Here is a 23,509-nt window from a genome sequence, read left to right as displayed (position 1 = left end):
GAGCTGGTGGCGAACGACACCGTGCTCAAGCACCTCCCCGGCGTGCTGACGTTGCTGCGGGACGCCGGGTACAACGACGAAGAGGCGCTGCGGTGGCTCTACACCGTCGACGACACCCTTCCAGGCACCCCCGCGCAGGCGCTGGGCGGTGACTTGGCGCGCGAGGTCAAACGGCGCGCGCAGGCGCTCGCCTTCTAGATGCGGTTCACCTACCTCGCCGTCCTCACGGGCTGCCTGCTCTGCGCGCTCTGGCTGGAACCCGTGCTGCGTGTGGGGGTGTTGCGCCAGGTCCGTCGCCTGGCGCTCACCGTCGCGCCGGTCGCGGCCGCGTTCCTCCTCTGGGACCTGGCCGCCGTCAACTCCGGTTGGTGGTCCTTCGACTCCGCGCAGATCCTAGGGGTACGCGTAGGGCCCGGCCTGCCACTGGAGGAGGCGCTCTTCTTCGTGGTGGTGCCGCTGTGCGCGATTCTGGGCTACGAAGCGGTGCGAACCGTGTTGAAGCGATGACCTACACGGCCTCCGTGATCCTCGGTGTGCTGGCCGCCGTCGTCATCGATCTCTGGGTCCTGCGTACGCGTCTGCTGGCGGGGCTGGTGTTCTGGGCCACCTACCCGATCGTGCTGCTGTTCCAGCTGCTCTCCAACGGCGTGCTCACCGGCCGAGGGGTCGTACGCTATGCGGACTGGACGATTCTGGGGCTGCGGATCGCGTACGCCCCGATCGAGGATCTGCTCTTCGGATTCGCGTTGGTGCTGCTCACGCTGTCGATCTGGGTCTGGCTCGGACGGCGTACGCGACCAGGGCGATGACCGCCGCTCCAGCGGCGAAGGCCCCGGGTCCCTTGGTGAGCACCGCCAGCCCCAATCCGTTGGGCAGCACCAGGAAGCACAGGCCGATCGTGACCGCCACCCGCGTCTTCGTCCACGCCTCGGTGCCGGCGGCCAGCACGGCCAGGGGCGCTAGGGCGTACCAGGGGTAGAAGACGGGACCGAGGACGGCGACTGCGGCGAGGACCCAACCGCAGGCGGCGATCACCGTCGCGGCCGGCGCCTTCCACGACTTGCGCACGGCGTACAAGCCGATGACGGCGATGGCGAGCAGACCGAGCGCACGTGCCACGGTGATGCACGCGGACATCGCGTCGATCCCGAACGCGCGGAGCAGATAGCCGGCCGCCATGCCCGCGCCGGTCGGCAGTGATGTCCATTGTTGCAGGTCACCGGTGTTGCGCAGGCCTTGCGCCCAGCCGAGGCCGAGACCGGACGCGAGGGTGAGGGCGGCGAACGTGCCGACGCCGGCCGCGAGTGCCGCCCAGCGTTGCCGCCACGGCGGCAGCAGGAGCAGCACGAACGGCAGCGCCACCAGGGCGGTGACCTTGACCGCGACCGCCCCGCCGAGCAGCACTCCGGCGATGATCCAGTCGTGTTTGGACCGTGTCTTCGCGGCAGCTAGCGCGGCGACGATCAGACCGGCCATGAGCGCGTCGTTGTGCGCCCCGGAGACGGCGTGGATCGCGACCAGCGGCGTGATCAGGCCCAGCCACCGGGACTTGCTCAGGCGCTGCAAACCCCAGCCGAGCAGGGCGAGCCCGCCCAGCGCGACGAGCCGCAGGCCGGTGACCGCGATCGCCAGTTGCGTGTCGAGATCGTTCGACACGATCTTGGCGAGGCCCACCGCAGCTCCACTGAGGACGATCGCGAGCGGGCCGTACGGAGTCGGCGTATGCCACCAGAGTTCCGGCACACTGGGCGTCCAGAGGCAGCCGCCGTCCGCCACGCCGAGTTTGTAGGGATCGAGCCCGGCGAGCCAGATGTCCCCCTGGCACGCGTACGCGTAGACGTCCCGGCTGGCCAGTGGGGGAGCGAGCAGCAACGGCGCGAACCACCACACTGATCCCTTCCGGTGCCACCAGGCCACGCAGAGGACCGCTGTCGCCACGAGCCAGAGGACGAGCCCTAGCTGGAACTTGCCGCTGGTGGACCCCAGACCCTCCAGACGCAGCGTCGGCGCGGGGTCTCCCGACGGCAGCGCTCCGGCCAGCCATGCTGCAGCCGCCAGCACCATGGCCGCCCCCAGCCCTGCTAGACGCATTCGCTACCTCCCGCGCCGCTCTTTCCGCGCCGCTCTTTCCGCGCCGCTCTTTCCGCGCGATCATGAACTATCGGTCATGCTCGACCGGCGCGTCATGTCCGCCAGCTCATGATCGATCCCGCGCGACCCTGATCGGCAACGGCCGTCCGCCGGGGACATGGTCGCATCCGCGTCCCGTACGGCGTCGCATGGCACACTGCCCGCATGGAGATCGTCCGGCGTCGTCTGCCCGTTCTCGTCGCCGTGGCGGCGGTGCTGGTGGTGGTGCTCGCCACCGCTCTCGGCTTCTGCGCCGGGCGCTCGACCGACAGCCCGGCTCCGACGGCGACCTCCGCGGTTCCGGTCGCCGGTGCGAAGACGCCGGTCTCCGGCCTGCCCACGGTCGCGGTCGCGAAACTGCCGCAACAGGCCCGCGACACGCTCGCGCTGATCGACAAGGGTGGGCCGTACCCGTACGACCGGGACGGGATCGTCTTCGGCAACAACGAACGCCTGCTGCCGCCGCAGAATCGCGGCTACTACCACGAGTACACGGTCCCCACCCCGGGGTCACGGGACCGTGGCGCGCGGCGGCTCATCGTCGGCCAGAACGGCGACATCTACTACACCGACGACCATTACGAGTCGTTCCGGCAAGTCCTCAGGTAGCGCGGCGCGTACTGGCGTCGGCCAGGCGCAACAGCATCTGCTCCCCGTCGGGATCCAGCTTCGCGCCGCGCAACGCCGCCAGTGCCGCGGCGGTCAATTCCGCGATTCTCTCTTCGGTACGCGTCAAAGCACCGGTGCCGACGATGATCTCGCGGAGCGTCGACACCCCCGCGGCGTCGAGGTCGGGACTGCCGAGCAGGTCGAGCACGGCCGCCCGTTCGACGGCGGTGGCCCGGTCGAGGGCGGCCGCGATGAGATAGGTGCGCTTGCCTTCCCGCAGGTCGTCGCCGGCCGGTTTACCGGTGACCAGCGGATCGCCGAAGACCCCGAGGACGTCGTCGCGCAGCTGGAACGCCTCGCCCAACGGCACCCCGAACCCCGAGTACGCCACCCGCAGCGCGACGGGAGCGTCAGCGATGGCGGCCCCTAGCAGCAACGGGCGTTCGACGGTGTACTTGGCCGACTTGTAGCGGGCCACCGTCCCGGCCCGGCGCAGCGAGGTGTCCCCGGTCGCCTGGGTGAGCACGTCGAGGTACTGCCCGGCGGTCACCTCCGTACGCATCGCGTCGAAGACGGGCCGGCACCGGGCGAGCGTCACCGGATCGAGTCCGCCCGCGTGCAGCAGCTCGTCCGACCACACGAGGCAGGCGTCGCCGAGCAGGATGGCGGCGGACGCGCCGAAGTCGGCCGGTTCGCCGTGCCACGAGTTCTTGAGGTGCAACTCGCTGAACCGCCGGTGGGCCGCCGGTTCACCGCGCCGGGTGTCGGACCGGTCGATGAGATCGTCGTGAATCAGGGCGCTGGCCTGCACGAGCTCCAGCGACGCCACGGAAGCGACGACGGCGTCGGAGTCCTCGCCCCCGGCCGCCCGATATCCCCAGTACGCGAACGCCGGCCGGAGCCGCTTGCCGCCGCCCAGGACCAGGGCGTCGATCGCGTCGGAGAGCGGGGCCAGCTCAGGATCGATCGAGACGAGCTGAGCCCGCCGATCGGTGAGGAAGGCGCGCAGCGCCCCGTCCACCCGACGGCGAAGATCGGCCTCGTCGGTGGGGTGGGGCACCGCCGATGAAGTCACTCCTCAAACTTAGTCGCCACGCGCCGCTCACCTTGATCCGACCCGGTTCCCGGTGTCGTACGTCTCGGGTAGTTTCGCGGTTGTGACTGTCATCGCCGATAACGTGATCGAGCAACTGGAGCCTTATCGCTCCGAACTGACCGGTTACTGCTACCGGATGCTCGGCTCCGGCTTCGAGGCCGAGGACGCCGTGCAGGAGACCATGGTGCGCGCGTGGAAGGCGTACGACCGGTTCGAGGGGCGCTCGGCGCTGCGGTCCTGGCTCTATCGCATCGCCACCAACGTCTGCCTCGACATGCTGGGCGGCAGCCAGCGCCGGGCCCGGCCGATGGACCTCGGGCCCGCCTCGACCGCGGCCGGTCTGCCGAACGCGCCGCTGCCCGAGCCCACCTGGCTGTTGCCGGTTCCCGACAGTCAGGTGCTCCCGTCGAACGGCGACCCCGCTGACGTCGCCGTCACCCGCGACAGCATCCGGCTCGCCTTCGTCGCCGCGTTGCAGCACCTCGCGCCGCGCCAGCGGGCCGTGCTCATCCTGCGCGAAGTGCTCCAATGGTCGGCGGCCGAGACGGCTGAGCTCCTCGACACCACCGTGGCCTCGGTCAACAGCGCGCTGCAGCGGGCCCGGGCGACGCTCGCCGCCGTCGACACCGCCCAGACCGACGCGCTCGACGCCCTCGACCAGGCTCAGCAGGAGTTCCTCGGCAAATACGTCGCCGCGTTCGAGAGCTACGACCTCGACACCCTGGCCAAGCTGCTCCACGAAGACGTCGTCTTGTCGATGCCGCCGCTGGAGATGTGGCTGCGGGGCCCGGCCGAGATCCGCGCGTGGATGCTCGGCACCGGCAACGGCTGCCGCAACTCCCGGCTCATCCCGACCGCGGCCAACGGCAGCCCCGCGTTCGGGCAGTACCGGCCGGCCGCGAACGGCCACGGGCACGAACCCTGGGCGCTGATCATCCTCGAGATCGTCGACGGGAAGATCGCGTACGTGAACAACTTCCTGGACACCGAGCGGCTGTTCCCGCTGTTCGGGCTGCCGCCGCGGCTCGACTAGCGGTCGGCGCCCGCGCCTGGCGGTCGGCGCCCGCGCAGGATCCTGGGATAACGCGGTTATCCAGCGCGCCAAAGCCGCGTTATCCGGCATAACGCGATGATCTTGCGGCGCGGCGAGCGTGAACGCAGGGAGTCGGGAGCGGGACAGCAGGCGGTCAGGCGAGGGGAAGCGCGCCGCCGAGACCGATCAGCGAGAGGAGCAGGAGTAACTGCGGGCTCGCCCCGGTGACCAGGATGTGGCGTCCCCGCCGCCGGGCGGCCACGTGCAGATGAGCCAGCGTGTCCACGGTCACGGCGTCGGGGCGCAGGATGCCGCTGACGTCGAAGACGACGACCTCGTCGACGACGTCGAGCAGCGTCTCCAGGCGTCGGCACAGCTCGGGGATGTCGGCGCGATCGAGCGCCGGTCCGAGTCTCCAGACGACCGGATCGGGGGGCGGTGCCTCAGGGCCGAGCACGGGGCTGCCTCCTGTCGCCGCGGTCATCCGCAGGGTCATGCGTTCACGGGTTCTGACGGCTGGGATGCCGCCAACTCATCGCCGTCGGCTCGATTCGTCGGCGAAAACCGCTCGTGACGGCCACCGGCTGGGATGGATGCGGACGTTTGTCCTGGTCGGGGTTAGAGTGACGGGCATGACCCTGGGCGCCCCTTCGACCTTCCCCGGCGACCGGCCGACCGTGGGACACCTGCTCGCCTCGCCGGAGCCGACGATCTCGTTCGAGTTCTTCGCGCCCAAGACGCCCGAGGGCGACGTGCTGCTGTGGCAGGCGATCCGCGAACTCGAGGCGCTGCGCCCGGCGTACGTGTCGATCACTTATGGCGCGGGTGGCACGACCCGCGACACGACCGTGGCCTGGACCGAACGGATCGCCGCGCAGACCACGCTGGTGCCGATGGGCCATCTCACCGCGGTGAATCACTCGGTGGCCGAGCTGCGCAACGTGATCGGGCATTACGCGGACGCCGGCGTGCGCAACGTGCTGACCGTGCGGGGCGATCCGCCCGGTGACCCGCAGGCCGCGTGGATTCCCCACCCGGACGGCCTGACGTACGCCGATGAGCTGGTGCGGCTGGTCCGCGACAGCGGTGATTTCTGTGTCGGTGTGGCCGCGTTCGTGGAGCAGCATCCGCGGTCGCGGTCGCTCACCGAGGACGTCGACACGCTGGTGCGCAAGTTCCAGCTCGGCGCGGACTTCGCGATCACCCAGATCTTCTTCAACTGGGAGGACTACGTCCGGCTGCGCGACGCGGTCGCGGCCCGCGGCTACGACAACCCGATCGTGCCCGGCGTCATGCCGGTCACGAACGCCTCCCAGATCGAGCGGTTCGCCCAGCTCACCGGCATGGTCTTCCCCGTGGACCTGGCCGCGCGGCTGCGCGAGGTCGGTGACGACGCCTCGGCGGTACGCGCGATCGGCGTGGAAGTGGCGACCGCGCTGAGTGATCGACTTCTCGCCGAGGGCGCACCCGGATTGCACTTCATCACGTTGAACAGGTCGACATCCAGCCGGGAGGTCTGGCGCAACCTGCGAGAGGGTGCGCTCGTGTAGGACGGCGACAGCGGGGGACCATGATCAGCGACGGGGCGACGGACTGGACCGCGAACGAAGGCGAGATACCGGCCGAGCCCGCCGTGAATCCGCGGGCGATCATGGATTGGCCGAAGTTCGTGTCCGCCTGGGCCGCCGCGAACGACGGTTTCGATCTGCGGCATGCCGGGCCGGGCCAGCGCTGGTGGGCTCGGCTGGCGTACAAGTGCGGGATCGCGCTGATCCGGATCGGGGGCACCGCCGCGGCGACGACCGCCGGCGCGGTGCTGGCCGCCCTGTTCGTCCCGCTGATCTCGGCGGGCGGGGGGCGCTGGCCGTTGCTGGCCGCCGTCCTCCTGGGCGTCGGGCTGCTCGCCGAGGCGGCCAGCCGGGCGGTGAGCGTACTGCTCGGCGGGGCGGTGCGCCGCGAGGCGTTCTATCGAAGTCTCGGTGAACGGGCGGCGGAGATCTGCTGGCTGTGGGCTGCCGCCGCGCTGGGCGCCGCGACGTTGCTGATCCTGGTCTGCGGCGTTCTGATGGCGGCGCACGAATACGTCCGGGCGCGCGCGATGGCCGGCGGTATGCGCCCAGCCGGCACGTCGACCGTCGGCGACCGTCCACTGCGGATGGCGTCCACCGTCGCCATGCTGCTGATCGCGGGCGTCGTCGCCCCGCTCGCCGACGACCTGCCCGCCGGGACCAGCACCCTCGTGCTCGCCCTATGGGCGCTGCTCGGCCTGTTCGGCTTCGTGCAACTGCTGGCGGTCGTCCGCAAGGGACTCAGCTACTAGCCCTTCGGGCGCTTGGGCGCTTGCCCGCTTGGGCGCTTGGGCGCTTGCCCGCTTGGCCGCTTGGCCGCTTGGGCGCTGGCCCGCTTGCCCGCTGGATCAGGGTTCTCGGTCGAATCTTGCGCCATGATTCGACCGAGAACCCTGATCCAGCGCTGAGAGTGCGGGCTAGCCGGTGACGAGCTCGCCGATCTGGACGGAGATCGCCGCCACCTGCGCCGGCGTCAGAATGGGCTCCGTCGTGCTGATCGCGTCCGCGTCCCCACCCCACTGATTGGTGGCGTAGACCTTCAGGATGTATCCACCCCGGACCAGCACCTGTGCGCCGTAGGTGATGAGCGTCCTCGCCCCGGATTGATCCCGGCTGGTCCACGTCGTCAAAGGCAGGCCGGTCACCGTCGTCGTCTGGTGGCACGTGCTCGCCGAGTCCAGGTGGGCGCAGTCGTAGACGGAGTTGCAGACGGCGGCTCCCGGATGCTCCTTGACGGTGGCGCAGCCCGGTGCGGAGAGCCGGAGGTTGAATCCCGCCCGTTCGCCGTCGGCCGCGAGGCCGGATCGCGCGGAGAATCCGGCCTGCGGATAGGCCGAGGCATGCATCTCCGGGTGCCCGTCCGGCCCCGGTGTCTCCGCGGCGAGATCGGGCATGAAGACCCAGGCCACCCCGGAAGCGTTCGTGGCCATGGCGTACTCCAGTGCAGTCTGGAGGCTGTCGAGCGTCGCTTGGCGGTCCGCCTCGGTGCCGGTCCGGATCGCGAAGGATCCGGGGGTCGCCGTGGTGGAGGAAGCTGCCGCGGTCGGCGGCCGGATCGGCTGTGACCGGGCGCTTCCGGCCAAGGCGAAGGCGACCGCGATGGCAGCCACGCTCGCCAAGGCGGCTGACCCGGTGGCCGCCGACCGGCGTACCAAGGCCCGGCGACGCCGGTGTGCGACGATCCGGTCGATGTCAATTGTGGACGGTGGCGGCGTCGCCATCCGCTCGTCGAAGAACTCCTGGTTCATCAGCTCGTTCACGGGATGCTCCCTTGTGTGTGGGCCAGGGAACGCAGCGTCTCGAGCCCCCGCGCCGACTGGCTCTTGACTGTTCCCACGGAGATTCCGAGCAGCTCGGCGGTCTCCTCGACGGAGTGGTCGAAGTAGAAGCGCAGGACGACGACGGCCCGTTGCCCCGGTGCCAGCCCGGCGAGCAGAGCTATGAGGTGACTGCGGTCGGCGGTCCGGTCGGCCTGCGCGTGCGCAGGTTCGGGCGGCAGACCCGTCGGATGCTCTCGCCGCCAGGGCCGCCGCCGCTCGTCCAGCCACGATCGCGTGAGCACGCGCTGGGCGTACGCGTCGGGATTGTCGGCCGCGGCGACCCGCCGCCAGTGGTCGTAGATCTTGCCCACGACGACCGCGACCAGGTCGTCGGCCAGATGCCAGTCATGACACAGCAGGTACGCCGCGCGCCGCCAGCGATCCATCCGGACCGTGACGAAGGCACGGAACTCGTCCTCGTCGGACTTCTTCACTCGGCCTCCCCATCGTCATCCCATCGACGGAAGGCATGCGTGACGAGGTTGCATCGAGTCGCCGGGAATTCGGCCCGTCTCTCGAGGGCTCAGTCGAGCGGGAGTGAACGGCCCAGCACGGCGAACGGGCGGAAGTCCCCCGGGAAGAGGAAATGACGCAGCACGTCGGAGAAGCCGAACCGGCGATAGAGCCGCCAGGCCCGGGACTTCTGCTCGTCCGCCTCCGGGGTCGACAGCAGCGCGGTCTCCCCGGTCGCCATCTTCAGCAACGCGTTGAGCTGCTGAGCGCCGATGCCATGGCCTTGCGCCGCCGGGCGTACGTGCAGCTCGACGACTTCGAACGGGTCGCTCATCCAGAGTTTGCGCTGATCGGCGTCCAGCGCCGCGTTGACCTGGTCGTGCCACCACTGGCCGGGGCCGCCCGGGTAGCCGTAGCCGAAGCCGAGCAACTGCCCGTCCGTGGTCAGCGTGGCCACGCCGCGGACATCGGGACGGCGTACGTGGGCGGCGAAGCGGCCGGCCCGGGCCTGCAGGTCGGCTCCGGAATGCCCCATCGCCTCGCCGTACACCTCGATGACCTCGGGCAGCCGCCGCTGCAGATCCTCCGGAGTCCAGGCGATCAGCCGGATACCCATGGGTCAGTTCACCTTCACGGGTACGCCGCCGGTGATCCGCAGCAGCTCGGCGTACGTGGTGGGGAAGACCGACTGGGGCACTCCGCCGGCCGCCCAGATCTCGGCGTACCCTTCGAGTGCCTGATCGACGAGCGTGCGCACCGGCTTGGGGTGACCGAGCGGCGCGACGCCGCCGATGGCCTGGCCGGTGTGCTCGCGGACGAACTCCGGCGTGGCACGATCCACACGCGACAGTTCGAGGGTCCGGGCGATCAGCTTGGTGTCCACGCGATGCGCGCCCGAGGTGAGGACGAGGAGGGGATCGCCGTCGGCCGAGAAGATCAGCGAGTTGGCGATCTGGCCGACCTCGACGCCGAGCGCGGCCGCGGCCAGCGCTGCGGTGTGCACCGCCTCCGGGAGGATGCGGATGCTGCTGGGGCGACCGCTGCCGTCCACCGCGTCGGCGCAGTCGAGGGCGTCCTGCACGGCGCGGACGTTGGGGTGGTCATGCATCCCGTGATTGTCCCACCAACCGGCGGGAAGGGGGTTCGGCAGCACGCCGCCGAGGGGTCGGTTTTTGTCGTACCCTCGCGGTAGACTCGCCGAAGAGTTCGAACGAGCGTTCTAGACTTTCGAACAGTGTTCGAATAGAGTGTCCTGCAGGGGGAGCGGTTCGCGGCCGTGACCCCGCAGGCGGCGCGCTTGCGCAGCGCGCCACTCCAGAACCGAAGGACATTCGCGGTGTTCGCGGTTCTGACAGGCGGGATCGCCATCCGCCGCCCACCCGACCCCCGGGTGGCGGATGGCGTACCCGATCGGTTGGCCGGTCGGGTGTGGTGTGGGGAAGCTCCACACCCCCCGGCCAGCCGGCGAGGCGGTGGCGGCGACGCCGTCCACCGCCGCGCCCCCGCCTTGCGTAAGCGAGGTGTGGTGAGCAGCCGCGAGCTGCTGCGTCTTCCCCCGCAGTGGTGTGTTCGACCCGACCGTCGACCGCCGAAGGAGACGCACAAGATGACCACGCCGTCGCTGACCACGGGCGCCGCCCGTACTCCCGTCTCCGCTCATCTGCTGCCTCATCGCACCCCCGTCGAGCTGCTGGCGTTGGCCCGCCGCGGGCTCATCGAAGCCGCCGCCGCGCCGTCCGCCGCCCAGCGATACGCCACCGCTCACCTGGCCGCCCTGCGAGTGGCCGCCGCGGTTCTCGCCATGCGCGCTCAGCCCGTCACCGGCCGCCGCCGATCGCGGGTGACCAGCGCCTGGCTTCTGCTGACCAAGGTCGCTCCGGAGCTGGCGGAGTGGGCCGAGTTCTTCGCGGCCGGCGCCGCCAAGCGGTCGGCGGCCGAGGCCGGCATCGCCAAGGTGACCGCGCGGGAGGCCGACGACCTGGTCCGCGCGACCGGGCAGTTCATCGACGTCGTTCAGGGTTCGCTGGGTCTGTCCCACCCCACCCTGGTGGCCTGACACACCGAGCGGGGGAGCGGCACGACCATGTCCAGCGCACGGCGGGCGGCGGAACTCGCCGAGCTGGTGGCCTCGTCCGGAGCCGGGCCCATCGCGGTCGGCTCGGCGGTGAGGCGGCTGTCGGCGGCGTCCGGTTCGGCTGGTGGTGGACCCGGCGGGTCCCGGGCGTCCGCCGTCGCGGCCGAGTCCGTCACCACGGCGGACGAACTCGCCGGTGACGACGTCACCCGGATGCTGCCGGTGACGGTGGCGCTGCAACCACTACTTCCGGGCGGTGGGCTGCGCCGGGGCAGCACCGTGACGATCACCCGCGCCCTCCAGACCCCCGGCGGGGACGGCTCGCCGGGTGGGGCGCTGCGTGCGGCGGCGACCAGGGCAGCCGCCGCACGCAGCGCTCGGACTCCGAAGCTGACCCCGTTGCGGTCGGCTGAGCGGACGAGCTGGGGCGGCACCTCGGTGATGCTCGCTTTGCTCGCCGAGGCGTCGCGGGCGGGTTCCTGGTGCGCCATCGTGGGACTGCCCGAACTCGGTGTGGCGGCCGCCGCCGAACTGGGCATCGTCCTCGAACGACTGGCCCTGGTGCCGCATCCCGGCGCCAAGTGGCAGGAGGTCGTCGCCACTCTGCTCGACGGGTTCGACCTGGTGGTCGTGGCCGTCCGCGAGCCGGTGACCCCGCAGATCGCCGCGCGGTTGTCCGCCCGGGCACGACTGCGAGGCAGCGTCCTGCTTCCGATGGGGCCGTGGGACTCCGCCGATCTGGTCCTCGAACCGGTCGGCGCGCAGTGGCAGGGGCTGGGTCCCGGGCACGGCCGGCTGCGCTGCCGGCACCTGACGATCGCCGCCCGGGGCCGGGGAACGGCCGCCCGGCCCCGGAAGGTCGACGTCTGGCTGCCGACCGAGACCGGCGGGATCCGGCCCCACGTCACTGAGGCCACTGTGGACTCTCGATCGGCGCGCGGCCACCTGCGCGCGATCGCCGGTGGCTGACGCCGGGCGTACGGCGGTGGTGTGGTGTCCCGACTGGCCGGTGATCGCCGCCGAGATCATCGACGGAGTTGATGCGGCGGGACCCGTCATCGTCCTGCAGAACAACCGGGTTCAGGCCTGCTCGGCGGCGGCCCGGGCCGACGGCGTACGCCGGGGGATGCGCAAGCGGGAGGCGCAGAGCACCTCACCTCGATCGGTGGTGATCGCCGACGACCCCAGCCGCGATGCGCGCGCCTTCGAGCCGGTCATCGCCGCCGTGGAGGAACTCATCGCGGGAGTGGCCATACTGCGTCCCGGGACCTGTGCTTTCGCCGTACGCGGCCCGGCCCGCTACTTCGGCGGTGAGGAGATCGCCGCCGAACAGGTCGTCGAACACATCGCCCAGGCCTGTGGAGTCGAGGCGCAGATAGGCCTGGCCGAAGGCGTGTTCGCCGCCGGGATCGCCGCCCGGGCCGGTCGCCTCGTCCCCGCCGGGCAGACCGCTGCGTACCTGGCGGGGTTGCCGATCGACCTGCTCGACGGCTTCGGCGGCCGGGGCAAACTCATCGACCTGCTCCGTCGCCTCGGCGTGCACACCCTCGGGGCGTACGCCGCCCTGCCGCCGTCGGACGTGCTGGCCCGGTTCGGCCTCGACGCCGCCGTCGCCCACAAGCTCGCGTCCGGACTCGACACTCAGCCCCTCGCGATCCGCAGCGTCCCGCCCGACCTGGCGGTCGGCGACGAGTTCGAGGAGCCGGTCGATCGGGTCGACGTGGCCGCCTTCGCCGCCCGGTCACTCGCCGAACGACTGCACGAGCGGCTGGCCGCGTACGGGATGGCCTGCACGCGGCTGGCCATCGACGCGGTCACCGTGCACGGTGAGGAACTGCACCGGATCTGGCGGCATGACGGAGTGCTGACCGCCGCGGCCATCGCCGACCGGGTCCGCTGGCAGCTGGAGGGCTGGTTGCTGCGTTCCGACCGGCCGACCGGCGGAGTGCTCCGGCTGACGCTGACGCCGGACGGCGTACTGCGGCAAGCCGGGTTGCAACCGGGGCTGTGGGGCGAGACCGGACCGGAACGAGACCGGGCGAACCGGGCGGCCACCCGGGTGCAGGGTCTCCTCGGCCCGGACGCGGTGCTCACTCCACTGCTCGGCGGCCGGCAGTATGGGCGGCTGATCCCCTGGGGCCTGATTCCATGGGGGGACGAACGACCGGCGTCGGACGACCGGCCGTGGCCGGGGCGTACGCCGACGCCGTCGGGCGCGCTAATGGCGGTCCCGCACCGGCCGGTACGCGTACTCGACGAACACGGCGAGCCGGTGACGATCGACGGGCGGCTGCGGATGAGCGCGCCACCCGCGATGCTGGTCCTCGACGGGGGGTCCGTTCCCATCGTGGGCTGGAACGGACCCTGGCCGGTCGACGACCACTGGTGGGACGGCCGGGTCGCCGAACGGTCGGCCCGATTACAGGTGCTGCTCGACGACCGCGCGGTGGTCGTCACGCTCCGCAACGGTGAGTGGTACGCCGCCGTCGTCTTCGACTGACACCCGTCAGGAGTACGGGCTGCGCGACGAGCCATCGACGGGCATGCTGTTCCTTCGTGGTGATGGTGTTCCGGATTCTCTTCACGATCGGGGCGATGGCGTGCGTGGCGTACGTCGTCGCCGTCGCGCTCCGGGCCCGGGGCAAGCGCAGTGGCCTCTTGCGATTGCTGGCTGACCCGCGAGTTCTCGCGACCGGGTTGGCCCTCGGCATCGGCGGGCTCGTCGTCGACTACCTCTGGTCGCTGTTCGCGTTCCCCTTCTGACTCTGTCATGCCTCGGGTTGATCACCCGCTCAGGGAGTTGATCACCCCGAAACCGGATTGGCGACCTGGGAAAACGCTGTCGATCACCCCCATTAGTTCATGATCGGCGGAAAGAGGGGGCGGCGCAGAGGGGTTAGTACACTTGTTCGGTGAGCAGGTTCAACGGTGGTGAGGCGCTGCCCTGGAAGGAGCTGGAACGGCGCCTGTCCGGCCCGAAGGGTGAGGGCCGAGTGGTCGATCCGCTGGCTGAGGACGAGATCGGCCCGCAGAGCCGCAAGCGGGAGCGCCCGGCGGCGCCGGCGCTGATCCGGCGGGACAAAGCGGCCGACGTCGCGTACGCCGAACTGCACTGCCACACCAACTTCAGTTTCCTCGACGGGGCGAGCCATCCGGAGGAACTGGTCCGGGAGGCCGTCCGCCTCGGGTTGACCGGGCTGGCGGTGACCGATCACGACGGGATGCCCGGCGTGGTGCGGTTCTCCGAGGAGGCCCGGGACTGGGGGCTGCCCACGATCTTCGGCTCGGAGTTGAGCCTCGACTTGCCGGGTCCGCAGACCGGGGAGCCGGATCCGGCCGGCCGTCATCTGCTCTTGCTGGCTCGCGGCCAGCACGGGTACGCCAGACTCTCCGCCGCGATCGGAGAGGCGCAGCTGGCCGGGGGTGAGAAGGGCCGCCCGAGGTACGACATCGAGCAGATCGCCGCCGCTGTGAAGGATCATGCGGTGGTGCTGACCGGCTGCCGGAAGGGTCACGTCCCCCAGGCGCTGCGCAACGGCCCAGAAGCCGCGCAGCAGGAGCTGGACCGGCTCGTCAGCCTGTTCGGGCGGGACAACGTGGTCGTCGAGCTCATCGATCACGGCGATCCAATGGACGTCGACCGCAACGAGGCGCTGTTCGACCTGGCCCGGCAGCTCAAGCTGACCGCCGTCGCCACCAACAACGTGCACTATCACGTGCCGGGGCGACGGCGGCTGGCGACGACGCTGGCCGCGGTCCGGGCGCGGCGCTCGCTCGACGAGATCGACCCGTGGCTGCCTGCGGCGGGGACGGCGTACCTGCGCTCGGGGGAGGAGATGGCGGCGCGGTTCGCGTACTTCCCGGGAGTGGTCGCCAACGCTGCTCGGCTCGGCGAGGAACTCGCCTTCGACCTGCACCTGGTGGCGCCCGACCTGCCGCCCTATCCGGTGCCGCCGGGCCACGACGAGAACTCCTACCTGCGCGAACTCGTCTACGAAGGGGCGGCGGCCCGGTACGGGACCAACCATCCCGAGGCGTACGCCCAGATCGAGCACGAGCTGGCGCTGATCGCCAAACTCAACTATCCCGGGTACTTCCTGATCGTCTACGACATCGTGAAGTTCTGCAAAGAAAACAAGATCTACTGCCAGGGCCGGGGTTCGGCGGCCAACAGTGCGGTCTGCTACTCGCTCTGGATCACCAATGTGGACGCCGTCGAGTGCGGCCTGCTCTTCGAGCGGTTCCTCGCCGAGGAGCGCGACGGCCCGCCGGACATCGACGTCGACATCGAGTCCGACCAGCGCGAGAAGGTCATCCAGTACGTCTATGAGAAGTACGGGCGGCGGCACGCGGCCCAGGTGGCGAACGTCATCTCCTACCGGCCGAAGTCGGCGGTACGCGACATGGCCCGCGCCTTCGGCTTCTCCCCGGGCCAGCAGGACGCCTGGTCCAAGCAGCTGGAACGGTGGTCGGGGATCGACGCGCAGGACGGCCGCAACGAGGGCATCCCCGATCACGTGGTGGAGTTCGCCAACGAGGTGATGACCTTCCCCCGGCATCTGGGCATCCACTCCGGCGGCATGGTGATCTGCGACCGCCCGGTGATCGAGGTATGCCCGGTGGAGTGGGCGCGGATGCCCGGCCGGACGGTGCTCCAGTGGGACAAGGACGACTGCGCCGCCATCGGCCTGGTCAAGTTCGACCTCCTCGGGCTGGGCATGCTCTCGGCGTTGCGGTACGCCTTCGAGTTCCTCGGCGAGGAGATGGATCTGGCGAGCATGCCGATGGACGATCCGGAGGTCTACGACATGCTCTGCCGGGCCGACTCGGTGGGCGTGTTCCAGGTGGAGAGCCGGGCGCAGATGTCGACGTTGCCGCGCCTGAAACCGCGTAAGTTCTACGACCTGGTGGTGGAGGTCGCATTGATCCGGCCCGGCCCGATCCAGGGCGGCTCGGTGCATCCGTTCATCCGCCGCAAGAACGGGCTGGAGGAGCCGACCTACCCGCATCCGTTGATGCGCAACGCGTTGGAGAAGACGCTCGGCGTACCGCTGTTCCAGGAGCAGATGATGCAACTGGCCATCGACGTCGCCGGGTTCTCCCCGAGCGAGTCCGACCAGCTCCGCCGGGCGATGGGAGCCAAGCGGTCGGTCGAGAAGATGGCCCGGCTGCGCGACCGGCTCTACGCCGGGATGGCGGCCAACGGCATCACCGGGCCGGTCGCCGACGACATCTACGGCAAGCTGGAGGCGTTCGCGTCCTACGGCTTCCCGGAGAGCCACGCGATGAGCTTCGCGTACCTCGTCTATGCGAGCTCCTGGCTCAAGCGGTACCACCCGGCCGCCTTCCTGGCCGCGTTGCTCAACGCGCAGCCGATGGGGTTCTATTCGCCGCAGTCGCTGACCGACGACGCCCGCCGCCACGGGGTCGAGGTACGCCGTCCGGACATCAACCGGAGTCTCGCCAAGGCCACTTTGGAGAGTGCGGGGGCCACCCGCTGGGGCTCGGTCGCCGGTGAGCCGCCGTCTCGCTGGGGACTGGGCGGCCCCGCTGTCCGGCTCGGTCTCGGCGCTGTGCGTACCCTCGGGGAAACGGTGGCCGAGCGCATCGTGGCGGAACGTGACCGCGGTGGCCCTTATCGCGATCTGGCGGATCTGGCCCGGCGCGCGGACCTGACCGCCGGGCATCTCGAGGCCCTGGCCACCGCGGACGCCTTCGCGCCGTTCGGCCTGGACCGGCGGGCGGCGTTGTGGGCCGCGGGAGCCGCCGCGCAGGATCGGCCGGACCGGCTGCCCGGCACCATCGCGGGCCTGGACGCGCCGATGCTGCCCGGGATGGACGACGTCGACAAGCTGGTCGCGGACGTGTGGGCGACCGGGATGAGCCCGGACGACCACCCGATCCGCCTGGTCCGCGCGGTTTTGACCGAGCGCGGGGCGATTCCGATCGCGCAGCTGGGCCGGGCGGTCGACGGCACCCGCGTGCTGGTGGGCGGGCTCGTCACGCACCGGCAGCGGCCCGGCACCGCCGGTGGCGTCACTTTCCTCAGCCTCGAGGACGAGACGGGCATGCTCAACGTGGTCTGCTCGCCCGGCCTCTGGGTGCGGCATCGGCGGGTGGCGCGTACCAGCGCGGCCCTGCTGATCCGGGGCCGCCTGGAAATCGCGAGCGGTGTCGTCAATCTGTCCGCGGAACGGCTGGAGCACCTACCAATCGCCACAAGACCGTCCTCACGCGACTTCCGGTAGCCGATCTTGGCCGGAACGTGACATCCGTGAGGGCGGATGGGTCTTGCCGCGCCCGTCCACTCGCGACTACGTTGCGTTGCAAGTTGCACAGACTCGCGGGGAGGCAAACAGATGCGAGCTAGGTCACTTGCGATGGCGGCGGTAGGCGTACTGGTCACGGCCCTGATGCCGCTGCCCGCTCAGGCTGATCCGGCCGCATCGTCCTGTGTGGTCACCGGTGGCACGCCGGCCGCCGCCGATGCCCTGCGCAGCGCCACTCCAGACGCCGACGGGCTCTATCCGTACCAGCAATGGCTCGCGGGGGAGCAGGGCCAACGCGCCTCGGCCGCGCTCGTCGCCGTCGAAAACCAAGTCTTCGGGCACGTGCCCAGCTCCGCGGGGGTCAGCCAGAAGGTCGGCCGCGGGCTCATCGGCTTCGCACCCGACTACTCCAGCCAGTCGCTGGTCGCTGTCGTCACTCCCGAGTACGCCGGAACGCCCGGACTGGTCAAGGAGATGGCTGACGCGCAGTCCCGCCTCGGGCCGGGCGCGCCCGCACTCCGGGTGCAGACGGGATGCTTCTCCGCCGCCGCCCTCGCCGACGCGTACGCCGTCCTGACGGGAACCGCCTGGCGGACCGGCAACGCCAAGTTCGCGTACGCCTTCCACCTGGACCCGGTGGACTCCAAGTTCCACGTCACGGTGGACACTCCGCAGAGCGCGGCGGCCGCCAAGCTCGCTGCGCTGCTGGGTGACCGGGCGGTGGTGGAACTCGGCCCGGTCGGGCGGACCGGACGGCTCAACGACGGCGAGCCGCACTACGGCGGAGCCGGAATCCGCGTCGGCTACAGCTCGAACACCGCGTCCAACACTTGCACCAGCGGTTTCATGGTGCGTAGCCGGGACACCAACGGCATCGTCGGCATGACGACCGCCGGGCACTGCTTCGCCGCCGGCGCCTCGATCTACTCCTCGACGCAGTACTACGGGGTCGCGCAGAGCACGATCCAGGGCGAGTATCCGGCCACCGACGCCCGCCGGGTCTACTCCTCGGCCGAGACCTACGACAACGTCATCCACGTCGAGCCCTGTTCGCCCTGTACGCGTACGGTGACCTCGCGGACCTACGTGTCCTCCGGGAGCAGCGGCATCTGCTCCAGCGGCATGGTCACCACCGCGATCTGCGGGCTGACCGTCATCAGCACCACCGGCCAGATCTGCGACGGCATCGGCTGCACCTCGGGCCTGCTCGTCCTCTACCGCAACGGCGACTACATCGTGCGGGCCGGCGACTCCGGCGGGCCGCTCTACTTCCGCAACGGCAGCACCACCGCCTCGGCTGTCGGCCAGATCGTGGGCGGCTCGGGCGGCCGTTACAGCACCTCGACCTACATGTACGCCGAGGCGTTCGAGTCGATCGAGGAAGCTCTGAACGTCTACATCGCCACCAGTTAGCTCTTGCGGCTTTATTGGGGCTGGATCAGGGTTCGCGGTCGAATCTTGACTCAAGATTCGACCCGGAACCCTGATCCAGCCGACTACGTGAGGAAGGGGACGCCGCCGATGCGACGCTCGCTCGTGCTTCTCGCTCTCGTCGGCGTGGCCGCCGGAGGCTGCGCCCAGCCGGGCGTACAGGCGGCCAACGCGCCGGCCCCTCAGGTCAAGCCCACCGACTTGGGAGCCGACGAGGTCCGGGTCCCCGACATCAAAGGCAAGGACACGAAGTACGCCCTCAAGCTGATCGCCGAGAGCCGGCTCGCCGCCGTCGTCCGGTACGCCCCCGAAGTCCTCGTCGACGCCGGGAAGGTCGTGCTGAGCGAACCCAAGGCGGGCGTGGGTCTAGGCGCGGGCGACGTCGTCGTGCTCGTCGTCGCAGGCCGACCGGCCGACATCGGCGGATTTGACGGCCACCCCGGCGCGAAGGCGCTGACCGACCTGGCGGCCAGCCGATCCGACGTCTTCGTCGGGGCGGGCTGGGACGGCGGGAACCCGCACAAGGCGTACGTCGTGGCGTTGGGGCCCACCGCCGACCAGTCGGCCTGGGAAGAGCGCATCGCCGCGGCGGCGGGCGGGGAGGCGTACCGGGTGCAGCGGTGCGACCACAGCCTGGCCCAGCTCGGCGGGGTGAAGGCGGAACTGCCGGATGCCGGGCTCGGCGCGTACTCCTCCTTCATCGACCCCGTACGCTGCGCGGTCGTGGTGCAGGGCACGTTCACCCCGGAGCAGGTCGAGCGGGTGCGGCAGCGGTGGGGCACCGCCGTAGTCCTCCTCTCTAGTTGATCATGAACCTATGGTCCCTCCCGTCCGGCGTGTCGCGCCCCCAACTCCATGATCAACGCGGCGGCCGGTCGGCAGTGAGGCGGTGGCGGGCGGGCCGATCCGGTCGGGTGCCTTCTATGCTGAGCCGATGGAGGCTGTCCCGATGGAACGCACTCATCTGCGCGGCTCTGCGCGTACCGCCGTGATCTGGACCGTGCTCCGCGGCGAGCTGGAACGGGCCGGCGGTCGGCAGCTGCGCGTGGTTGACGTGGGCGGCGGGACCGGCGGTTTTGCCGTGCCGCTGGCCGAGGCGGGTCATCGAGTGACTGTCGTCGATCCGAGTCCGGACGCGCTGGCCGCTGCGATCCGCCGCGCGGCCGACGCCAACCTGAGCGGCCGGCTCACCGCGATCCAGGGCGACGCCGACGGCCTGGCCGAGCTGATCGAACCCGGTTCGGCCGACCTCGTGCTGTGCCATGCGGTGCTCGAGGTGGTCGACGACCCGGGCCGGGTCGCCTCGGCGCTCGCGCGCACCCTCCGGCCGGGTGGCGCGGCGAGCGTCGTCGTCGCGAATCGCGCCGCCGCGGTGCTGACCAAGGCCATGTCCGGCCGCATCACCGAGGCCGAGTCGCTGCTCGCGCCGGGCGCACTCGACGGCCATCGCCGCCGCTACGACGCCGGTGAGATCTCCGCGGTGCTGTCCGGCGCAGGGTTCACCATCGAGCAAATCCATGGGGTACGCGTTCTGGCGGATCTGGTCTCCGGTCCCATCGCGGATGCCGATCCCGAGGCTCTTGTCCAGTTCGAGCTGGCCGCGGCGGCCCGTTCGCCCTATCGGGACATCGCGACGCAGTTGCACGTCCTGGCTAGGGCATGAAGCCGTTGTCCTGGTGGCCCGCCGCCGGCCGGACGGTGACCGCGTGAGCACTGCCTTTCCGCTCGACGAGATGGCTCCCGACTATGCGGGCGGCTGGCTGGGTGACGTCCTTCCCGGCGCGCTGACTGCGCTCGGCGTACCGGGGCTGGTCGATCCGCTGGACCTCGCCAGCTGGCTGCCCGGGGTCGAGCGGATCGTGGTGCTGCTGCTCGACGGGCTCGGCTGGCATCAGCTCGGGTTGGGCCGCGAGCAGGCCCCTGCGTTGACCGCGCTCGCGGCCACCGGACGGCCGATCACCTGTGGATTCCCGTCCACCACGCCGACCAGCCTGATCAGTCTCGGCACCGGGGCGAAGTCGGGGGAGCACGGCGTACTCGCGTTCACGACGCTCGTGCCGGGCACCGACGAGGTGCTCGTGCACATCACCTGGCGGGACGATCCCGACCCGGTCGTCTGGCAACCCGTGACGCCGCTGCTCGACCGGGTGCGGTCGGCCGGTCTGGGCACTGCGGTCGTCAACAGCCCGCTGTTCGAGGCGACCGGGTTGACTCGGCGCAGCACGGGCAACCTCGGGTACATCGGCGCGACCGGGGCGGACGAGATGGTCGCGGGGGTGGCCACGGCTCTGCGGTCCGGAGCTCGGTGTGTGTACGCGTACCTGCCGGATGTCGACCGGGCGGCGCACGAACACGGGGCGGGTTCGCCCGAATGGCGGCAGGCGATGTCTGATGTGGACAAAGCCGTGGCCCGCCTGCAGGAGGAGCTGCCGACCGGCAGCGCGCTGATCGTCACGGCCGACCACGGGCATCTGATCTCCCCGTGGGATCGCCGCATCGACCTGGACTCCGTACCCCAGTTGACCACCGGAGTCCGGGCGGTCGCGGGCGAACCCCGGGTTCGGTACCTCTACACCGAACCTGGCGCCCGCGCCGACGTCCTGGCCGCCTGGCGGGACCTCGCCGGCCACGCCGCCTGGATCGGCGTACGCGAAGAGGCGATCGCGACCGGCTGGTACGGCCCGGTTCCGCCGTCGCACGCCGAGCGGATCGGCGACATCGTGGTCGTCTGCCGGGAAGACTGGTCGATCCAGGCCAGCGCCCACGAACCGGCTCGGGTGCTCGAACTCGTCGGGTTGCACGGTGCGCGTACGCGCACCGAGATGGAGATTCCGCTCCTCGTCCACTCGACTTTTTGAGTCGCCGCCCGCCCGGTGCGTTCGGGCGGCGGTGCGTTCGGGCGGCGGTGTCGGACCGGGGCGCTAATCTGCGGGCATGGGGCGTGAGCGCGGGCGCGAGGAGCGGGACTTCGGTCCCGGCGGGGACGACACCGGCTGCTCCATCCTGCACCTCGACATGGATGCCTTCTTCGCCTCCGTGGAGGTGCGGCGACATCCGGAGTTGCGGGGCAAACCGGTGGTCGTCGGTGGCACCGGCGGTCGCGGCGTCGTCTCCTCGGCGAGCTATGAGGCTCGGGCTTTCGGCGTACGCAGTGCCATGCCGACCAGCCGGGCCCGGGCGCTCTGCCCCCAGGCGATCTTCATCCAGCCCGACTCCGGGGCATACGGTGAGGCCTCCCGGGCGGTGATGGCGATCCTGCGAGACGTGACGCCGCTGGTCGAGCAGCTGAGCGTCGACGAGGCGTTCCTCGACGTCGCCGGTGCTCGCCGCCTGCTCGGACCACCGGCGCAGATCGCCATCGACCTCCGCGCCCGGATCGCCCGCGAATTGCAGCTGCCCTGCTCGGTCGGGATCGCACCCACGAAGTTCCTGGCCAAGCTCGGCTCAGCCCGGGCCAAGCCGGACGGGCTGCTGCTCATCCCGCGAGCGCGCGTACTGGAGTTCTTGCATCCGTTGCCGGTCTCCACGCTCTGGGGCGTCGGCGAACGCTCAGCCGAGCAGCTGCATCGGATGGGTCTGCGGACGGTCGGCGACGTCGCCCAGGCGCCGATCGGCCTGCTCCGGTCGGCCGTCGGCGATGCAGCCGCCGCCCACCTGCACGAACTGGCCTCCGGCCGGGATCCGCGACCGGTGACGACCGGCCGCGAGGAGAAGTCGATCGGCTCCGAGACCACGTTCGACATCGACGTCTCCGATCACGAGCACATCAAGCAGACGATGCTGGCGTTGTCGGGACAGGTCGGGGCGCGGCTGCGGTCGTCCGGCCAGAGCGGCCGCACGATCGCCATCAAGGTCAGGTTCGCCGACTTCAAGACGATCAACCGGTCCCGGACGCTGCCGGTCGCCACCGACGTCTCCCAAGAGGTGTTCCAAACCGCCTGGTCGTTGTTCCGGGCACTCGGGCCGACCGATCGGATCCGGCTCATCGGCGTACGCGTCGAGGGCCTCGCCGGGGCTGAAGGCGCAGCTCGGCAGCTTGCCCTCGGTGAGCCCGAGCGTGGTTGGCGCGAGGCGGAACGGGCCGTCGACGCGGCGGCGAGCAGATTCGGCCGGGCCGCCGTGAAACCGGCGAGTCTGCTGAAGACGGGCGAGCGGCACTCCCGGCCGGCCCGGATCGAGGCGGCGTCTGGACAGCCGCAACGAGCCGATACGGCGCGCCGGAGAGGACAGCCGGACAAACGCGCCGAGCCGGACCGACTCGACCCGCTTTCCGACGGGTTCACTGCCTCGTAGACTTGGGGTACAGCGGCCGCCTGGCTGCTGGGAGTCAGTCGACCCCCGCTCGACGCCTGCCGGAGGCGCAAACCCCGCCGGCGGTGCCGGTGTGAGTCGACCCGGGGATCACCGGGGAGGAGTGCCGTGCCGCTCTCCGAGCACGAGCAGCGTCTGTTCGAGCAGATCGAGCGCTCGCTGGCCGAGGACCCGAAGTTCGCCTCGGCGGTGCGCAGCACCGACCCGCGTTTCCACGCGCGTCGCCGCATGATCATCGCAGGCCTGGTGGTCGCCGCCGGGCTGGCCCTCGTCGTCTGGGGTGCGATCGACGGCAACACCCTGATCGGCGTGGCCGGCTTCGTCGTGATGCTCGCCGCGGCCGCCTTCGCCATCCAATCCCAGCGCCGGGCGCACAATCGGGAGTTGCGCGCTGTCGACGGCACCGCTTCCCGACGCGTACGCAGTGGTGGCGCCCGCTCCTCCGGCGGCCTGCTCGGCCGCCTCGAACAGCGTTGGCGTGACCGGCCTGAAGGCCGCTTCTGACCCCGTGAGACCGCGGGCCCTCGTCCACCGGGCGGGGGCCTTCGCGTACGCCGTCCTCCGCACTGCTCATGCGCTCCGGAGCTGACTGCGCGCTGGGGCTGGGTGCGGTTCTCCTTCCGGGCTCTGACCTCCTTCATACCGGCCCGAGATCGTTCTTCGCGGTGGCCGTGATCGTTCTTCGCGCTGGCCGTGATCGTTCTTCGCGCTGGCC

24 protein-coding genes and 1 pseudogene are annotated in these 23,509 nt (G+C 70.8%); 18 read left to right on the top strand and 7 right to left on the bottom strand.

Annotated elements, in window-relative coordinates; genetic code table 11:
* The 3 genes from HOV77_RS34555 to HOV77_RS34545 form a co-directional block, all read left to right on the top strand.
* Positions 1 to 198: Rv2175c family DNA-binding protein (locus tag HOV77_RS34555; protein WP_290870613.1), on the top strand; the 198-nt coding region annotated here is incomplete at its 5' end.
* Positions 199 to 507 (top strand): lycopene cyclase domain-containing protein, encoded by a 309-nt coding sequence (locus tag HOV77_RS34550; RefSeq protein ID WP_290870610.1) that lies wholly within the window; start codon positions 199 to 201, stop codon positions 505 to 507.
* Positions 504 to 809, top strand: a complete 306-nt coding sequence (locus HOV77_RS34545; RefSeq protein WP_290870606.1) for a lycopene cyclase domain-containing protein — start codon at positions 504 to 506, stop codon at positions 807 to 809. The genes HOV77_RS34550 and HOV77_RS34545 overlap by 4 nt, the downstream gene beginning before the upstream one ends.
* Here HOV77_RS34545 and mptB read toward each other — a convergent pair.
* Entirely contained in the window at positions 757 to 2,091 is a 1,335-nt protein-coding gene (gene mptB, locus HOV77_RS34540) for a polyprenol phosphomannose-dependent alpha 1,6 mannosyltransferase MptB (protein WP_290870603.1), read from the bottom strand. The two genes, HOV77_RS34545 and mptB, sit on opposite strands and share 53 nt — an antisense overlap.
* Before the next feature lie 204 nt (positions 2,092 to 2,295).
* Between mptB and HOV77_RS34535 the strand changes: the two genes are divergently transcribed.
* The gene (locus HOV77_RS34535; protein WP_290870601.1) at positions 2,296 to 2,739 is read left to right on the top strand and encodes a ribonuclease domain-containing protein; all 444 of its coding nucleotides are present in this window, start codon (positions 2,296 to 2,298) and stop codon (positions 2,737 to 2,739) included.
* On the opposite strand, the gene HOV77_RS34530 is transcribed toward HOV77_RS34535, so the two are convergent.
* On the bottom strand, positions 2,732 to 3,814 hold the full coding sequence (locus tag HOV77_RS34530) for a polyprenyl synthetase family protein (protein WP_290870598.1): 1,083 nt from the start codon (positions 3,812 to 3,814) through the stop codon (positions 2,732 to 2,734). The two genes, HOV77_RS34535 and HOV77_RS34530, sit on opposite strands and share 8 nt — an antisense overlap.
* A gap of 82 nt (positions 3,815 to 3,896) precedes the next feature.
* Between HOV77_RS34530 and HOV77_RS34525 the strand changes: the two genes are divergently transcribed.
* Complete coding sequence (locus tag HOV77_RS34525) at positions 3,897 to 4,868, top strand: sigma-70 family RNA polymerase sigma factor (protein WP_290870596.1); 972 nt, start codon at positions 3,897 to 3,899, stop codon at positions 4,866 to 4,868.
* Positions 4,869 to 5,022: 154 nt separating this feature from the next.
* On the opposite strand, the gene HOV77_RS34520 is transcribed toward HOV77_RS34525, so the two are convergent.
* Positions 5,023 to 5,325, bottom strand: a complete 303-nt coding sequence (locus HOV77_RS34520) for an STAS domain-containing protein (protein ID WP_290870593.1) — start codon at positions 5,323 to 5,325, stop codon at positions 5,023 to 5,025.
* Between the two features lie 175 nt (positions 5,326 to 5,500).
* Here HOV77_RS34520 and HOV77_RS34515 point away from each other — a divergent pair, with 175 nt between their 5' ends.
* Both HOV77_RS34515 and HOV77_RS34510 read left to right on the top strand, forming a co-directional pair.
* Positions 5,501 to 6,418 carry a methylenetetrahydrofolate reductase gene (locus tag HOV77_RS34515; RefSeq protein WP_290870590.1) on the top strand — a complete coding sequence of 306 codons (918 nt, stop codon included), beginning with the start codon at positions 5,501 to 5,503 and terminating at the stop codon, positions 6,416 to 6,418.
* A 20-nt stretch (positions 6,419 to 6,438) separates the two neighbouring features.
* Positions 6,439 to 7,188: a CDP-alcohol phosphatidyltransferase family protein gene (locus HOV77_RS34510; protein WP_290870587.1), complete on the top strand. Its 750-nt coding sequence runs from the start codon at positions 6,439 to 6,441 to the stop codon at positions 7,186 to 7,188.
* Positions 7,189 to 7,353: 165 nt separating this feature from the next.
* On the opposite strand, the gene HOV77_RS34505 is transcribed toward HOV77_RS34510, so the two are convergent.
* From HOV77_RS34505 to HOV77_RS34490, 4 genes are all read right to left on the bottom strand, one after another.
* A complete protein-coding gene (locus tag HOV77_RS34505) occupies positions 7,354 to 8,196 on the bottom strand; it encodes a hypothetical protein (RefSeq protein ID WP_290870584.1) in 843 nt (280 codons plus the stop codon).
* On the bottom strand, positions 8,193 to 8,690 hold the full coding sequence (locus tag HOV77_RS34500; RefSeq protein WP_290870581.1) for a SigE family RNA polymerase sigma factor: 498 nt from the start codon (positions 8,688 to 8,690) through the stop codon (positions 8,193 to 8,195). The genes HOV77_RS34505 and HOV77_RS34500 overlap by 4 nt, the downstream gene beginning before the upstream one ends.
* Before the next feature lie 89 nt (positions 8,691 to 8,779).
* Complete coding sequence (locus HOV77_RS34495) at positions 8,780 to 9,319, bottom strand: GNAT family N-acetyltransferase (protein WP_290870619.1); 540 nt, start codon at positions 9,317 to 9,319, stop codon at positions 8,780 to 8,782.
* Between the two features lie 9 nt (positions 9,320 to 9,328).
* Positions 9,329 to 9,817, bottom strand: coding sequence for a YbaK/EbsC family protein (locus HOV77_RS34490; protein ID WP_290870578.1), 489 nt, complete (start codon positions 9,815 to 9,817; stop codon positions 9,329 to 9,331).
* 498 nt (positions 9,818 to 10,315) lie between these two features.
* Between HOV77_RS34490 and HOV77_RS34485 the strand changes: the two genes are divergently transcribed.
* The 11 genes and pseudogenes from HOV77_RS34485 (at position 10,316) to HOV77_RS34435 (ending at position 23,298) form a co-directional block, all read left to right on the top strand.
* Positions 10,316 to 10,765, top strand: a complete 450-nt coding sequence (locus HOV77_RS34485) for an SAV_6107 family HEPN domain-containing protein (protein ID WP_290870616.1) — start codon at positions 10,316 to 10,318, stop codon at positions 10,763 to 10,765.
* Positions 10,766 to 10,792: 27 nt separating this feature from the next.
* Positions 10,793 to 11,752: a hypothetical protein gene (locus tag HOV77_RS34480; protein ID WP_290870575.1), complete on the top strand. Its 960-nt coding sequence runs from the start codon at positions 10,793 to 10,795 to the stop codon at positions 11,750 to 11,752.
* Positions 11,745 to 13,283: a DNA polymerase Y family protein gene (locus tag HOV77_RS34475; RefSeq protein ID WP_290870574.1), complete on the top strand. Its 1,539-nt coding sequence runs from the start codon at positions 11,745 to 11,747 to the stop codon at positions 13,281 to 13,283. The genes HOV77_RS34480 and HOV77_RS34475 overlap by 8 nt, the downstream gene beginning before the upstream one ends.
* 56 nt (positions 13,284 to 13,339) lie before the next feature.
* On the top strand, positions 13,340 to 13,546 hold the full coding sequence (locus tag HOV77_RS34470) for a hypothetical protein (RefSeq protein WP_290870572.1): 207 nt from the start codon (positions 13,340 to 13,342) through the stop codon (positions 13,544 to 13,546).
* 149 nt (positions 13,547 to 13,695) lie between these two features.
* Positions 13,696 to 17,031 carry an error-prone DNA polymerase gene (locus HOV77_RS34465; protein ID WP_290870570.1) on the top strand — a complete coding sequence of 1,112 codons (3,336 nt, stop codon included), beginning with the start codon at positions 13,696 to 13,698 and terminating at the stop codon, positions 17,029 to 17,031.
* Positions 17,032 to 17,142: 111 nt separating this feature from the next.
* Positions 17,143 to 18,465: a hypothetical protein gene (locus HOV77_RS34460; RefSeq protein ID WP_290870568.1), complete on the top strand. Its 1,323-nt coding sequence runs from the start codon at positions 17,143 to 17,145 to the stop codon at positions 18,463 to 18,465.
* A 108-nt stretch (positions 18,466 to 18,573) separates the two neighbouring features.
* Complete coding sequence (locus HOV77_RS34455) at positions 18,574 to 19,290, top strand: PASTA domain-containing protein (RefSeq protein ID WP_290870565.1); 717 nt, start codon at positions 18,574 to 18,576, stop codon at positions 19,288 to 19,290.
* Between the two features lie 127 nt (positions 19,291 to 19,417).
* Positions 19,418 to 20,146, top strand: a complete 729-nt coding sequence (locus HOV77_RS34450; RefSeq protein WP_290870563.1) for a methyltransferase domain-containing protein — start codon at positions 19,418 to 19,420, stop codon at positions 20,144 to 20,146.
* Positions 20,147 to 20,189: 43 nt separating this feature from the next.
* Positions 20,190 to 21,341, top strand: a complete 1,152-nt coding sequence (locus tag HOV77_RS34445; RefSeq protein WP_290870559.1) for a nucleotide pyrophosphatase/phosphodiesterase family protein — start codon at positions 20,190 to 20,192, stop codon at positions 21,339 to 21,341.
* A 76-nt stretch (positions 21,342 to 21,417) separates the two neighbouring features.
* Positions 21,418 to 22,626, top strand: a pseudogene (locus HOV77_RS34440) (DNA polymerase IV); the annotation flags it as partial.
* 276 nt (positions 22,627 to 22,902) lie between these two features.
* Positions 22,903 to 23,298 (top strand): DUF3040 domain-containing protein, encoded by a 396-nt coding sequence (locus tag HOV77_RS34435; protein ID WP_290870556.1) that lies wholly within the window; start codon positions 22,903 to 22,905, stop codon positions 23,296 to 23,298.
* Positions 23,299 to 23,509 lie beyond the last annotated feature (211 nt).

Origin of the sequence: Hamadaea sp., assembly GCF_013362815.1 — a bacterium.
In the GTDB taxonomy this organism is placed as follows: domain Bacteria; phylum Actinomycetota; class Actinomycetes; order Mycobacteriales; family Micromonosporaceae; genus Hamadaea.
Note: the sequence above shows the minus strand (reverse complement) of the source record. Positions and strands in the feature narration are given on the sequence as shown.